Genomic DNA, 14,221 nt, shown 5'->3' on the forward strand with positions numbered 1-14,221 from the left:
GCAACCACGTAGGGTTGCCCCTACAAGCGCAACACAAATCCGTTCACCAAAAACTGGCGCTTGATTTGGCTGGCATAAATCGTCGCGGCATCCCGATCGTCGAAACGGCCTGCAAAAATTTTATAAATCCGACCTCCACTGACATTGGCAGCAGGGGATTGGGAAAGATAGATTTCACTCAAACCCATCGTACGCAATGACTGTGCTTGGCGTGTAGCGTTGTCCAACTGAGTATAGGAGCCTACCTGAACCGAAAATCCAGTTCCTGCCTGCAAAGTAGGGAAACCTTCTAGGCTGCCAGTACTTGTATTTGCTGCATTGGTGGTATTCCAGTTGAAATTAGGATTGTTCGAATTGGAGCTGGTGGTATTGTTTGAGTAAGAATTGGGGATGTTGCCGTTGCTGCTATTGTTGTTGTAGGCAGGGTTGTAACTGTTTGCTGAACCCGTATAGCCATATTCCGCAGGAGCCTGGTTGGAGGCCTCATTGGCAGCATTGTAGGTGCCTCCCCGGTTTTGAAAACGACGATCGTACGAAGGTGGTACCGGGCCATATTGAGCTTGTTGGGTACTGTTTTGGGTATTGCCGTACTGCTGTTGAGTATTGCTGTATTGCTGTTGGGTATTGTTATACTGCTGCTGGGTGTTGCCGTACTGCTGCTGGGTGTTGTTGTAAGCATTGGGGCCATTGGTACCTTTGGGCGTAAAATACTCTTGCGGTGCTTCTTGTGGCGCACCATTGTAGATCCGGTCAAAAGCAAAGGAGTTGGAGCTTTGATTGTTGACCGTATTGTAGTTGGCAGCAGTGGCATTGTTGTCGGCATATCCGAACTGCTCCACTTTAACCTGGGCATGCCCCACCAAACTTAGGTCAATGAAGGACGCAGCAGCCATAGACAGTGAAATGATGGCACCATCGCTGGAAAAAGGCCCCCGGTCGTTGACGCGTACAATTACAGCTTTGTTATTGTCCAAGCGGGTGACTTTTAATAAGGTACCCTTGGGATAGGTGCGGTGTGAAGCCGTGAATTGGGTTCGCTCGTAAATCTCGCCATAGGCAGTTGGGTTGCCTTGTAAGGCGTCCGAATAGTAATTGGACAAACCTACATCAACTTGTTGGGCGAAGCTTACAACGGAGTTTAAGAATAGAGCGGCAAGAATGCCACATACTTTACGCAGATTGTTCATTGGCAAAATAAATTTTTCAAAATAACGATGGTTATAACGAAAAGTTACAGTGAAAAAGTATTTAAGCTTCAAAAAGTGCAGTGACAAAAGTTTGTTTGTCGAAAGGTTGTAATTGGTCAATGCCTTCTCCTACGCCAATGTATTTGATGGGAATTTTGAATTGATTGGAGATTCCGATGGCTACACCACCTTTGGCGGTACCGTCCAGTTTGGTCAGCGCCAGTGAACTTACATCGGTTGCTTCGGTAAAATGTTTGGCTTGCTCGATGGCGTTTTGACCAGTGGTCGCATCCAGTACCAGCAGCACTTCATGGGGCGCAGTTTCGATTCTTTTGCTGATCGAACGTTTGATTTTGCTCAATTCCTGCATCAATCCCACTTTCGTATGCAAACGGCCAGCAGTATCAATGATGGCCACATCACAGTTGTTTTGCACAGCGTAATTCACCGTTTCGTAAGCCACCGCAGCGGGATCAGTATTCATGCCTTTGCTGTAAAAATCACAACCGACTCGCTCAGACCAAATTTTGAGTTGGTCTACTGCAGCAGCACGGAAGGTATCCCCAGCGCCTAACACAACTTTTTTGCCTTGTTTTTTGAATTGGTGGGCTAATTTGCCAATGGTAGTGGTTTTACCAACTCCATTCACACCAACGACCAGGAGTACAAAAGGTTTTACCCCCTCTGGCAATTCATATCCACTCAGTTCTCCAGTATTGTTTTCGGCCAACAACCGCACAATTTCATCCTTTAGAATAAAATTGAGTTCACTGGCCCCCAGGTATTTGTCTTTAGCTACTCGCGCTTCGATGCGCTCGATGATCTGAGTGGTGGTATTTCGGCCTACATCGGCGGAAATGAGGAGGGATTCCAGTTCATCCAACACCTCTTCGTCCACGGTTGAACGACCAGCCACCATTTTAGACAGGCTGCCGAAAAAACTGCTCTTGGTTTTTTCAAGCCCTTTATCCAGATCTTCTTTTTCTTTTTTTCCAAAAAGATTGCTAAAAAAACTCATGGTAGTGAAAAGTGAAAAGTGAAAAATGAATAGTTATAAGTGAGTGGTGATAGACTGGGAATAGCTTTTCACTTTTAGTTTTTCACTTTTCACTTACAACTCAAAAGGCTTTTCCTGTGCACTCACAAGAAAAGCCTCTTTACGGACGATGCATCAGACGGTGCATATATTTACTTCAGGGAAGCAATAAAAGCGTCTTTTTTGTCCTTGTGCACCATTTGCTTTTTATAGCTGTATTTGCCCGTTTTAGGGTCTTTTACGCTTACCACGATTTGTACGTAGTCGCGGCCAGAACCAATGTTGGCTACACGCTTAGCAACTTTTGCGTTTTTGGATACCTTTGCCATTGCATTAATTATTTATGGAATCAAATTAAGACTTATTGTCGGAACAAGCAAGCTCGATTTGTTCTCAATCAGCAATTATTTAATTTCGCGGTGCACCGTTACTTTTTTCAGTACAGGATTGAATTTCTTCAACTCCATACGATCCGGTGAGTTTTTGCGGTTTTTCTGGGTAACATAACGAGAAGTACCGGGCATTCCCGACTTCTTATGCTCAGTGCACTCAAGGATGATTTGAATGCGGTTTCCTTTGCTCTTCTTTGCCATGACGACTACAAATTACTTGTTTAAGAACCTTGTTCCAAAATCACTCCGGTATCAACACCCTCTTTTTCCAAACGCGTCAGGTATTCGTAAATCCCCAATTTGCTGATGGTGCGCATGGCGGAAGTACATACTTTCAACGTAACCCACTGATCCGTTTCGGGGATGAAGAAGCGTTTCTTTTGCAGGTTAGGCAAAAAGCGACGCTTGGTCTTGCGATTGGAGTGTGAAACGTTATTTCCTACAATCGGACGCTTACCCGTAAGTTGACAAACCTTAGACATAATGTATAAATTTAAAAAGTTCAAGGTGTCAAAGGTTTTAACCAATTTGAACTTTAGACCTTGAACTTTTCGATCCAGAGAATTTTTATCCCCTAATTTTAGTGGATGATTCATCAGAGTGACGCTGTAAGGAGTCGAACCTTAAACCTCCTGATCCGTAGTCAGGTGCTCTATCCAATTGAGCTACAGCGCCAGTGCGTATGCATGTTTTGCAATTGCGGATGCAAAGATAAGTCGCCTGTCGGAAGTGTGCAAGCCTTTTTTAGTTTTTTTGAACGAATATTTCCTTTAAATTGAAATCCCATTGAAAACCATGAACTTATCCGGTTTAGAATGAATAGACTTGGTTCATCAGCTACCCTGAATCTATTATTTTTGTACAAAATAAATATTCTGTTTCCAAAAATAAAATAAACGCTTATCTTTGATGCTGAACCATTAATCTATTAGAGCCAATAGCCGTTTTTTGTCCCCTCACGCTGTTTGGCTGCTCGCCGGTAATTACATTTCTCGTTTATTGAGAGATACCTTTCCACTCCTTAAGTTTCCCACGAATAAATTCGTGGGCTAGTAATGCTTGTGGCTCCCACGGCTAAAGCCATGGGTTGCGTTTGCTACGGTTACTACGGTTGTTGTCGATTTATGTGCGTTACGAGTACTTGCTCGTTGCGTCTACATATTTTAATTGTTATTGAATTTCGTGAATATACAAAAGACAAATTTGTTTCCCATGAAGATGACCTCTACTCTCTGTAATTTTTTAGGCCGGATGCTACCGGCGGGAATACTACTAGGCGTGCTGTTGTTTCCGCAGTGGGCTAATGCTCAGTGTGACCCTCGAACTTCCTGCATTAACCAGGTAAACGTCACGATGGATGCCAATTGCAAATTTATCGTAACCCCAGCTTTGGTGGGGTTTGGGGATTGTATCGGCACTTATCGGATATCCATTAGTGACAGTAACCCATCCAATGGCAACATTATTGATTGCCCGGGTTTGTGGGATTACGGTGTTTTGAATAGCGCCAATGAAATAGTCTGCTGGGGTAAAATTTTGGCGGAAGACAAAAGTGGTCCCAAATTGGTAGGTGTGGATTTTACCAACGCTACCCTCTGGTGCACGGATGTCAATTTCGTGCTCAACAATCCCAAGACGGTTGGTCCTACCAATACCAACCAATCCTTGAGTGCTTTGATTTCGGGTTCAGTGATTGACATCGATGTCAAAAACCTGGGGATTCCCAATTTTGAAGACAACTGCAAATCTTGTGGTTGCAACGTCACACTGAAGTTTTCGGACCGCCTTGAAACGGCCAACTGCACCGAAACCATCGTCAATGGGGTGTATGCACGCATTCGCCGCGTATTTGTAGCGACCGACTGTCGGGGGATGACCCAGAGTGTGGAACAGGTGATCACCTTCCGTCGCCCGGTTTTGAATGATTTTCAGTTCGATTTTGCCGGTGATGGTGCCTATAAAGCGGTTATCAGCTACGATGCCTGCGTAGCCAATAAGAGCCAGATTCGCCGGATCGATGTTACACCTTATATTACTAACTTTTTTGGCAAAAAAATCTATCTGGATTCTCTGGGCTGTAATTATGGTGTGAACGTCGGCGATGTTGAGTTCCCCATCTGCAATGGCTCTGGCCTGAAAATAGAACGCACCATCAAATTGTTCGATTGGTGTTTGAACCGGGAGGTAGCGCAATACAAAATTCTGATCAAACTGGGTGACACTAGTCCACCCCGCCTGACCAAACTGTCGCGTATTCCCATCATCAGTACCGGCCCTTTTGATTGTACTGCTGCTGTCCCTACTACCGCTACGGGAATTCGGAACTTATTTGGGGCAACCATCAGCGACAATTGTACTTTAGGTACTTTAAGTTTGAGAGTACGTACCAAAGGGAAAATTGTCAGTGGCATCGTTGTTGATACTTCTACCTGGTATAATGTGAATTACCCAACAACCAATGGCCTCATTACCGGCCTAACGGTAGGGCGTCACCGCTTGATCATTACAGCCAATGATGGCTGTTACAACACCATGCTCGATTCCATCGAGTTTTTTGTACGCGACCTGATCGCTCCAGTGGTGAAATGTGACGATGACTTGCGGATTTCTTTATCCAATGGTTATGAAACTGGCTATGGTAAGTTGACCGCTGAAGACGTTGACGAAGGAACCTGGGACAATTGTAGCAAGCTGAGATGGCTCCGGGTTCGCCGGGTTATTCCGCTAAACTGCACTTCCAGCTTCCTTAGAGATTACGATACCAACAACAACGGCAAACTCGATCCATTGCCTGCCAGTGGTGACTGGACCGTAGCCGATGGTTTTGACCTCAATGGTGATGGAGATTTGGCTGATTTTGGTGAAACCTTTACCCTGAAAGAAGGCAAATTGATGTCTCCTTTGGGCGAGTTTGTTGAGTTTTACTGCTGCGACCTAGGATCCAGAGTTACCATTGAATTGTGGGCCGAAGATCTGGCGGGTAATCGCAACTATTGCTGGATGGATCTAGTGGTAGAAGACAAAACCGTTCCCACTTGTGTTGCTCCCTGGGATGCGACCATTTCTTGCACGGATAAATGCCTGGGCAATTTAAAAGACCGCGTTGCATCAGCTGAATGTTTTGGCGATGTGACCATTCATGGTGGGAACGAATGCACCAACCTCAACATTGAGTACACCGTAATCGAAAACATAAAATGTGGCAAAGGCTACATCATTCGCCGTTGGACCATCAACAAAGGTACTTCATCCACCTCTTGTGAGCAGCGGATTACCGTTACGCCCATCAACGAATACGACATTTGTTTCCCTCGGGATGCCTCTGCCGATTGTAAAACAGTGAAAGCAGATTCTGCCTTCACCGCTGAATTGGGTTGTGATGTATTGGCTGTCAACGTGAGCGACAAACGTTATGATTCCAGCGATAGTGAATGTTACAAAATATTCCGTACCTATACCGTCATCAACTGGTGTGCTTACGATGATCGTTGTGGTGATCCAATGGCAACTGGAAAAGTATATGTGGTAGATCGTGGAACTTTTGGCAACAATGGTAAAGACCCTATTTATGTGCTGGTACGGGATAAAAACCGCGATGGTGACGAAGAATTTTGGCTATCCAAAAACCGTACCCCCGAAGAAACGGGAGACATTCGTTTCACGCCACCGATCTGTGACGCTACCGATGATTACTACCACAGTTTCATGTATACCCAAATCATCAAGGTAGAAGATTCACAACTACCCGTGGTGACGCTACCTCAGTTGAGCATTTTTCCAACCCGGGCTACCGACTGTTTGGCTGATGTCACCATCACTTTCCGGGCTACCGATAACTGTAGCCCCTCCGTTGAACTGGAAATTCCTCAGTTGATGGTTGCTCCCAATCGCATCTTGAGTGGTACATTTATCATGTACAATTCGACCCGTTGGGTAACCAAAGCCAATGCTGACGGTAGCTTTACCGTAACAGTGAAAAACTTGCCTGCAGGCAAACATGATCTGATTGTATCGGTGCGGGATGGTTGTGGAAACCTGAGTTTACCTACCCGAATTCCATTTGAAGTAAAGGACCAAAAAGCACCTGCGCCAATTTGTATCAAAGGATTGTCGCTATCGCTGATGAGTGATGACCAAGGTGGTGGTACCATGGCGGTATGGGCAACGGACTTTGTAGCCAGTGCAATTTTTGATTGCAATGGTCAGGGTGAAGCCAACGCGCAAGGACTCAAGCGCATCACCAAATACTCCATTAACCGCAAAGGCGCTCCAGCCATTGTAACAAGTACGGGTTTGGTATTGACTTGTGCCGATAAAGGAAAAGTGGTTGAAGTAGAGCTTCACGCCTGGGATGAAGCTGGCAACCACGATTTCTGTGTGACGTATGTTGAAGTCCAGGACAACAACAAAGTATGTCCAGGTGCAGTCGTAGAAGCCTTCACCATTGCAGGCCACGTAGCTACAGCTCAAAACAACATGGTGAAAGGGGTGGCATTACAACTTTCCGGTGGGGCAGCGATGCAATACACCAGTGGTTCCGATGGTGCCTATACTTTTGCTGGTTTGGGCAAAGGCAAAACCTATACCTTGACGCCTGACTTGAACAAGGATTTTGGCAACGGTATTTCTACCCTCGACCTGATTTACATCCAAAAACACCTCATCAACACGGAACCCATTACGGATCCATACCGCTTGATTGCGGCTGATGTAGACAACTCTGGTCACGTTTCGGTTGGAGACCAAATTCGCTTGCGCAAATTTATCCTCAACATGAGCTCCGACTTTGGCGGAACCAAGAGCTGGTGCTTCGTAGATCAGGCTTACCGTTTTCCCGATCCCCTGAATCCATGGAAAGAGGCTTTTCCAAAGATCATTTCGATGGTTAACCTGGATCACGACGTACAGGCTAATTTTGTGGCCATCAAAGTGGGTGACTTGAACCAAAGCGCCAGTGTAAGTGGCTTGCAAGGCGCAGAGCTGCGCAGCGGAGAAACATTGAAACTATCGATCGATAACCTCAAACTGGAAGCAGGCAACATATACGAAATTCCTGTAACGGCTTCAGATTTGAGCAAAATAGCTGGCTATCAATTTGCACTGGATTGGGATACCCAAACCCTCGAATTTGTAGGCATCAAAAATGGTGTAGCCAAAACGGACAATTTTGGGCTCTTTGCCGACCAGGGCTTACTCACCACTTCCTGGGTAGATCAAGGGCAAAACAAAACGGGTGCATTGTTTACCCTGGTATTCAAAGCCAAAAGCAATGTACAGTTGAGTCAGGCTTTGCACCTCAATCCAAGAGCCATGAGTGCTGAAGCTTACAACCGGGAGTCGGATGTACTGGGGCTTGCACTGGATTTTGGTGCAGCAACCGCCGCGCTTAACAACGAAATGGTATTGGAGCAAAACCAGCCTAACCCTTTCCGCAGCGAAACCCAAATTGGGTTCTGGTTGCCTCAAGCGGGCGAAGCTACCCTGAGCATCCATGATGTCACGGGTAGAATGGTCAAAACGTTGCGCCAAGGCTTCGACAAAGGGTACCAGCAGGTTTTGATCAAACATACTGATCTGCCGAGCAATGGTGTCTACTACTACACCTTAACTCAAAATGGGGCAACCGCAACCCGTAAAATGGTGGTAACTAAATGATAGATTTTATAAACAGAACGTTGCTTGGCCATAACGGGGTCTTTTCGGCTATTTTTTCGTCCGTAGCGCTGCTACGCACTCTAAAATGAGCCTCAATCAGCCCCAAAACCCCCACGTTCTGTCTCAAACACGTTCAGTTTATAAAATCTGCACATAAAGCCTTTTTATATTTTTTAGTCAATTACATAGTGGAAGCTGGAGGGCCTTCTTGCGATTTGTGCAGGGAAGGCCCTCTGCTTTTGGTATCGCACAGTAGATAAATTTTTCCAAAATCTACTCGCCACTCTCCAAAACAATGTATCTTTCTAGCTCACTATCTATTTATGGATTATGGAGCCCTTTGCCTGATCCCGCCCCTGGTGGTGGTTGTATTGGCTATATTCATTCGCCGCGCTTTTGAACCCATACTGATCGGCTGCCTGCTGGGCTTTGTGCTCATCAAACCCAATGCATTTCCTGGAAATTTTGTTGACGCGCTGGTCGCCACCCTGCGCGACGAAACAATGGCCTGGATCATTCTGGTTTGTGGCTTGTACGGGTCTTTGATCCATTTGATCATTCAGTCGGGGGGAGTTTATGCTTTTGGCCAGTATGTACTGCGCTATGTCAAAACTCGCCGAAGTGCTTTGGTGGTGACCTGGTTTTTAGGCCTATTCATTTTTGTAGATGACTACATGAGTGCACTGGCATCTGGGGTCACCATGCGGAAAATCACCGACAATTACCGCATTTCCCGAGAGATGTTGGCGCTACAAGTCAATGCGATGGCCGCACCTTTGTGCGTGATTGTACCCATGACTACCTGGAGCATCTACGTGAGCAAACTTTTGGAAGACAATAAAGTTGTTGCCCCAGGGGAGGGGTTCCAGGGTTTTTTAAACCTGATTCCCTACATGTTTTATGCCTGGATTGTGGTGATCATAGCCCTATTGTTGGCTTTGGGGAAATTTCCATTGCTGGGAAAATTGAAAAAAGCCGAAAAAAGAGCCCAGGAAACCGGGGTGCTGGCACCTCCAAAATCGATTTTGAGCAAAACCGACGAAAATCCCATTCAATCCAAAGGTGCCAAGCCACAGTACTTTTTTCTTCCACTGCTTGTATTGATTGCAGCGACCTTGATTTTGGACAAAGATGCACTCAAGGGAGTGATGGTAGGTGTGGCTTTTACGGTTTTTTACTACTGGTGGAATGGCGTGATGACTTTCGATGCCCTTAGCGAGGGGATTTTTGAAGGTTTCCAAAGTATGGTTTTTGCCCTGGCCATCCTGACCATGTCTTATGTGCTCAAACGAGTAGGGGACGAGATGGGCCTGACGCCTTTTGTGATTGATAGTATGAGTGGGGTATTGTCGAAAGGGATGTTGCCAGTGGTCATCTTTTTGGTCTTGGCATTTATTTCATACACCACGGCTTCCTCCTGGGGCGTTTATGCAGTAGCCATTCCAATTGTAGTACCCTTGGCCCAGGAACTGGACGCCAATATGTGGGCTACCCTGGCTGCAGTGATTTCTGCGGGTGCTTTTGGTGCACACGCTAGTTTTTATTCGGATGTAAATGTCTTAACGGCTACCAGCACGGAGTGCAACAATATGGAACTATCTTTTGCTGCCTTGCCTTATAATTTGATTGCTGTAGGCTTATCGGCCTTATTGTTTTTAGCATTGTAACGCAGAAAAATTAACTTCCCGATTTTGGGTTTTGAATAGTAAGTCGAACGCTTCATTTCAAGTGAGCTTACTATTCAAAAGCCTTAAAAAAAATCGGGAAGTAATTTTTTGCGTCATACTTTACTTAACTTTTGTACATGTATCGCAAAGAATTACCGAGTGGGTATATCATTCAACAAACAGAAGCCCGGCATGCCAAAGCGCTGGATGCACTCCAACGCCTGGTTTTTCCTACCTTGGCTGAAGTCGAACGGATGGCCGAAAGGCATTACCTACACCACCTGAAGGTTTTTCCGGAAGGACAAATGGTGCTGCTGGACGCAGATGAAGTCGTAGGTATGACCAGTTCTATTCGTTATCATTTAAGCCTGGAAGACCACACTTTTCTGGGCGTATCGGACAACCTGTGGTTCAATACCCACGAACCCCAGGGGGATTGGCTCTACGGCATGGATATGGGGGTGCATCCGCGTTACCGCGGGCAGGGTTTGGCCCGGCAATTGTACCGGGCCCGACAGGAGATTTGCCGGAGTTTGGGACTAAAAGGTCAAGTAATTGTGGGGATGCCGATTGGTTATGTGGATTACGCCCGCGAAATGAGCCTCGACGAGTATTATGAACACCTGATCGAAGGCAGCATTTACGACCCCACGGTGAGTACCCAAATGCGGATGGGTGCCGAGCCCCAACGTTTGATTCACAATTATTTGGATGACCCCAATTGTGGCAATGCTGGAGTGTTGATGATTTTATCTGCCGAAAAACAAGTTTAAAGCACCTTTGTATGGAAACCAAAACCAAAAACAGCACCAAACCCAGCATTCAACTGCTGACGCCCATACCCGGCCCCAAAAGCCAGGAAGTATTAGCTCGGCGGGTAGCAGCGTTACCCGCAGGTGCGGGCCGTTCCACCGATGTGGTGGTCGATTCAGCCAGAGGAGCAGTGGTCAAAGACCTCGACGGCAATACCTTGCTTGACTTTGCTGGTGGGATTGGCATGATCAACGTAGGGCATTCACCCGCGAATGTGGTCAACGCTATAAAAAGGCAATTGGACAAATTCATCCATACTTGTCAGATTGTCACCACGATGGAGCCTCCAATCCAGTTGGCGGAATTGCTGAATCGCATTGCACCGGGTGATTTTGCCAAAAAAACCTTGCTGTGTAACTCTGGTTCAGAAGCAGTTGAAAACGCAGTCAATATCGCCCGCTACTACACCCAGCGCCCGGCGATAATTGTATTTGAAGGTGCTTACCACGGGCGAACCCACCTCACCCTGAGTTTGACCAGCAAGTACAACCTCTTCAAAAAAGGTTTCGGCTCCATGGCCAGCGACATCTACCGCTTGCCTGCACCCAATATGTACCGAGTACCCGAGGGCATGAGCGCCCCGAAATACCTGGATTATTGTATCGCCCGCATCGACGAGGCCTTGATTTCGCAGGTTGACCCTAGCGCAGTAGCGGCCATTCTCATCGAGCCGGTACTGGGCGAGGGGGGCTTTATTCCAGTTCCGGGGGCTTTCCTGAAAAAACTACGCGAAGTGGCCGATCAACACGGCATCGTCCTGATTTTTGATGAGATCCAATGTGGCATGGGTCGCACTGGCAAACTTTGGGCTTGCGAGCATACTGGAGTGGTTCCCGACTTGATCACTACTGCCAAAAGTATAGGCGCAGGAATGCCTATCGCAGCGCTCATCGGCAAAGCCGAAATCCTGGACGCACCACACCCCGGTGGGGTAGGCGGTACTTACGGTGGCAGCCCGGTAGCCTGCGTGGCGGCCATCGAAGCGGTTAAAACCATCATCAGCACCGGTTTTCAACAAAAAACGGAAAGGGTAGGGGAGCAGATGCGCCGGACTTTGGAGAGCTGGAAAAAGAAATATTCCTGCATTGGAGATGTACGCGGCCTGGGGGCGATGCGCCTGGTGGAATTTGTGAAAGACCGCCAGACCAAAGAGCCCGACCCTGAACTGACCCTGGAGATCATCAAAGATGCTACCGCGCACGGCATTTTGTTGATTCGGGCGGGTTTGTATTCCAATTGTATTCGTTTGTTGCCTCCTTTGGTCATTACGCGCAATCAATTGGCTGAGGGGCTGCAAGTATTGGAAGATGCCATTCGGCGTGCACATGAGAAGCGGGGCTTGGTATAGTACTTAGGTGTTTCTTCAGTGTCTTAGGTTTCTTAGGTGGTGAAATTTATGTCCTGCTCCGCAGGGATTTTTCTCACCACCTAAGAAACCTAAGACACTGAAGAAACACTAGAGCTAGGCATAAACTATGGATCAAATTTTCCACAACGGCCACATTCACCCGACCGCTTCCACTCAAGAAGTAGAAGCACTATGGGTAAAAGCGGGGAAGATCGCAGGCTCCGGGACTGTCTCTCAACTGCAACAGCAAGCCGGAGCATCGGCAAAGCTCCACGATCTGCAAGGGAAAAGCTTGCTCCCCGGCTTCCACGATCCCCACATCCACCTCTGGAAAGTTGGTGATTTATTGACCTACATGCTCGATTTGCGCGGGGTAAGCAGCATTGCTGAAATGCAGGAACGTTTGCGCGAATTTGCCACTCGCCACCCTGAACGACCCTGGATATTGGCTCGGGGTTTCAACGAAACCAATTTGGCCGAAGGCCGGATGCCCGATCGTTACGACCTGGATCGTGCCGTCCCCGATCGCCCTTGTTATGTGATTCGCACTTGCGCCCATATTGCGGTGGTCAACTCGATGGTCTTTTCGTTTTTGCCCAACTTGGATGCACCACCAGGCGGTGAAGTACGGCGTGATAAACAGGGTAAAACAACTGGGGTATTCACCGAAACGGCCCTGGGTTTGGTCACCCGCTTGATTCCAGCGCACTCGCCCGCAGCCTTCCGAGAAATGATCCTGGCTGCGCAGGATGCTTTATTGGAAAAAGGCATCACCTCCGCTACCGACCCGGGGGTGATGCCCGATTTGTTGGCAGTGTACCGACAAATGGAAGCGGCTGGGGAGCTTAAAATCCGCATCCATGCCATGCCAATTATTGTGCCGGATGGAGGCAGCAAGCCACTACCATTACCCGAACAATACCATTCCGATTTTTTACACATTGACACCGTCAAGTTTTTTGCCGATGGTGGCTTGAGTGGCAAAACAGCCGCTTTGAAACAACCTTATAAAAATGGAGGGGGAAAAGGAATAATGCGCCTGAAGAGTAGCTTTTTCCTCAACCTGGCACAACAAGCCCAGGCTGCTGGCTGGCGCATTGCCACCCATGCGATTGGGGATGCCGCGATCGATCAGGTGTTGGCGGTGTATGCCGAATTGGATCGGATTAATCCCCGGGGTTTGCGACACCGCATTGAACACTTGGGGTTTCCACATCCTGAGCATTTGAATTTGATGCGGGAACTGGGTGTGTTTTGTGTGTCCCAACCCATCTTTTTGTACGAGCTAGGTCCCAATTATCGACGGTACCTACCCAATTTTTACCTCAATCGGGTCTTTCCTTACCGCAGTGTGCTGGATGCGGGAGTGAGTTTGGCTTTTTCCTCGGATGCACCCGTGGTGAAGGATTTTAATCCACTGATGGGGATACGCAACGCGGTGGAGCGGGTGGATATGCAGGGAAAAGAAATTGGTGCAACTGAAAAAATTACGCTTGTGGAAGCCTTGCGGGCGTATACGTTGGGGGCGGCGGAGGCGGAGGGGACTGAAGCGGTGAATGGGAGCTTGGAAGTGGGGAAATGGGCGGATTTGGTGGTGTTGGAGGGGAGCCCGTTTTTAGGTGGAGCATTGGAAAATATTGTAGTTTCTGAAGCAACGGCAGGAAATTAAAACTCGCCGCTGGTGTGGGTGGGGTAGACTTGAACTAGCGGGACTTTCAAAGAAATTTGTTAAATTGTAGATTATTTTGCAACACAATAATTTTTCAACTATGAAAAATATTTATGTTTTTCTAAGAGGAATGAGGATGTTTATATTCCTTGTTTTTATATTGTTTTTTGTAAGTTGTCAATTAATTGAAGGGTTTTTGTTTGATAGAATGGCAGAAAAGAGATTTAAGGAATGGTACAAAAATGAATTTATTCCATCGAATTTTAGAGATACAATTCATTCTATTTATGACTACAGCACATTCATTGAAAAAAAGTAACTATTTAGCAGCCGCCTTCGGCGGCTGCTAAATATGAAAATAAAAAGTATCTTAGGGCATCAAAAACATTGAGTTGGAGCTACCAAAAACAGTCGAAGGCTGCCACGTTGTGATCAATCAACTGCTGTTGATTAT

Annotated in this window: 10 protein-coding genes and 1 tRNA gene; 5 read left to right on the plus strand and 6 right to left on the minus strand. The window is 46.9% G+C overall.

The genetic code is table 11. The annotated features are described in order from the left end of the window. Window positions 1-20: 20 nt before the first annotated feature. The 6 genes from ACEW9O_RS05065 to ACEW9O_RS05090 form a co-directional block, all read right to left on the minus strand. Complete coding sequence (locus ACEW9O_RS05065) at window positions 21-1,187, minus strand: septal ring lytic transglycosylase RlpA family protein (protein ID WP_373549047.1); 1,167 nt, start codon at window positions 1,185-1,187, stop codon at window positions 21-23. A gap of 61 nt (window positions 1,188-1,248) precedes the next feature. After that, window positions 1,249-2,205, minus strand: a complete 957-nt coding sequence (gene ftsY, locus ACEW9O_RS05070; protein WP_373549048.1) for a signal recognition particle-docking protein FtsY — start codon at window positions 2,203-2,205, stop codon at window positions 1,249-1,251. Window positions 2,206-2,375: 170 nt separating this feature from the next. After that, window positions 2,376-2,552, minus strand: coding sequence for a DUF4295 family protein (locus tag ACEW9O_RS05075; RefSeq protein WP_353484677.1), 177 nt, complete (start codon window positions 2,550-2,552; stop codon window positions 2,376-2,378). Between the two features lie 75 nt (window positions 2,553-2,627). After that, on the minus strand, window positions 2,628-2,816 hold the full coding sequence (gene rpmG, locus ACEW9O_RS05080) for a 50S ribosomal protein L33 (RefSeq protein ID WP_373549049.1): 189 nt from the start codon (window positions 2,814-2,816) through the stop codon (window positions 2,628-2,630). Between the two features lie 20 nt (window positions 2,817-2,836). After that, complete coding sequence (gene rpmB / locus ACEW9O_RS05085) at window positions 2,837-3,097, minus strand: 50S ribosomal protein L28 (RefSeq protein ID WP_373549050.1); 261 nt, start codon at window positions 3,095-3,097, stop codon at window positions 2,837-2,839. A 119-nt stretch (window positions 3,098-3,216) separates the two neighbouring features. Next, a tRNA-Arg gene (locus tag ACEW9O_RS05090) sits at window positions 3,217-3,290 on the minus strand. Window positions 3,291-3,833: 543 nt separating this feature from the next. Between ACEW9O_RS05090 and ACEW9O_RS05095 the strand changes: the two genes are divergently transcribed. The 5 genes from ACEW9O_RS05095 (at window position 3,834) to ACEW9O_RS05115 (ending at window position 13,767) form a co-directional block, all read left to right on the plus strand. Beyond that, on the plus strand, window positions 3,834-8,270 hold the full coding sequence (locus tag ACEW9O_RS05095; protein WP_373549051.1) for a cohesin domain-containing protein: 4,437 nt from the start codon (window positions 3,834-3,836) through the stop codon (window positions 8,268-8,270). 323 nt (window positions 8,271-8,593) lie between these two features. Continuing rightward, window positions 8,594-9,937 (plus strand): Na+/H+ antiporter NhaC family protein, encoded by a 1,344-nt coding sequence (locus ACEW9O_RS05100; protein WP_373549052.1) that lies wholly within the window; start codon window positions 8,594-8,596, stop codon window positions 9,935-9,937. 137 nt (window positions 9,938-10,074) lie between these two features. Then, the gene (locus ACEW9O_RS05105) at window positions 10,075-10,710 is read left to right on the plus strand and encodes a GNAT family N-acetyltransferase (protein ID WP_373549053.1); all 636 of its coding nucleotides are present in this window, start codon (window positions 10,075-10,077) and stop codon (window positions 10,708-10,710) included. 11 nt (window positions 10,711-10,721) lie between these two features. Further along, entirely contained in the window at window positions 10,722-12,098 is a 1,377-nt protein-coding gene (locus tag ACEW9O_RS05110) for an aspartate aminotransferase family protein (RefSeq protein ID WP_373549054.1), read from the plus strand. A 127-nt stretch (window positions 12,099-12,225) separates the two neighbouring features. Beyond that, window positions 12,226-13,767: an amidohydrolase gene (locus ACEW9O_RS05115; protein WP_373549055.1), complete on the plus strand. Its 1,542-nt coding sequence runs from the start codon at window positions 12,226-12,228 to the stop codon at window positions 13,765-13,767. The last annotated feature ends 454 nt before the right edge of the window (window positions 13,768-14,221 follow it).

Source organism: Haliscomenobacter sp., assembly GCF_041740695.1.
Lineage (GTDB): Bacteria > Bacteroidota > Bacteroidia > Chitinophagales > Saprospiraceae > Haliscomenobacter.

Excerpts from the sequence above, each read along its gene's own strand:
- ACEW9O_RS05065 (WP_373549047.1), bottom strand. The coding sequence starts at position 1,187 with ATGAACAATCTGCGTAAAGTATGTGGCATTCTTGCCGCTCTATTCTTA.
- ftsY (WP_373549048.1), bottom strand. The coding sequence starts at position 2,205 with ATGAGTTTTTTTAGCAATCTTTTTGGAAAAAAAGAAAAAGAAGATCTG.
- ACEW9O_RS05075 (WP_353484677.1), bottom strand. The coding sequence starts at position 2,552 with ATGGCAAAGGTATCCAAAAACGCAAAAGTTGCTAAGCGTGTAGCCAAC.
- rpmG (WP_373549049.1), bottom strand. The coding sequence starts at position 2,816 with ATGGCAAAGAAGAGCAAAGGAAACCGCATTCAAATCATCCTTGAGTGC.
- rpmB (WP_373549050.1), bottom strand. The coding sequence starts at position 3,097 with ATGTCTAAGGTTTGTCAACTTACGGGTAAGCGTCCGATTGTAGGAAAT.
- ACEW9O_RS05095 (WP_373549051.1), top strand. The coding sequence starts at position 3,834 with ATGACCTCTACTCTCTGTAATTTTTTAGGCCGGATGCTACCGGCGGGA.
- ACEW9O_RS05100 (WP_373549052.1), top strand. The coding sequence starts at position 8,594 with ATGGATTATGGAGCCCTTTGCCTGATCCCGCCCCTGGTGGTGGTTGTA.
- ACEW9O_RS05105 (WP_373549053.1), top strand. The coding sequence starts at position 10,075 with ATGTATCGCAAAGAATTACCGAGTGGGTATATCATTCAACAAACAGAA.
- ACEW9O_RS05110 (WP_373549054.1), top strand. The coding sequence starts at position 10,722 with ATGGAAACCAAAACCAAAAACAGCACCAAACCCAGCATTCAACTGCTG.
- ACEW9O_RS05115 (WP_373549055.1), top strand. The coding sequence starts at position 12,226 with ATGGATCAAATTTTCCACAACGGCCACATTCACCCGACCGCTTCCACT.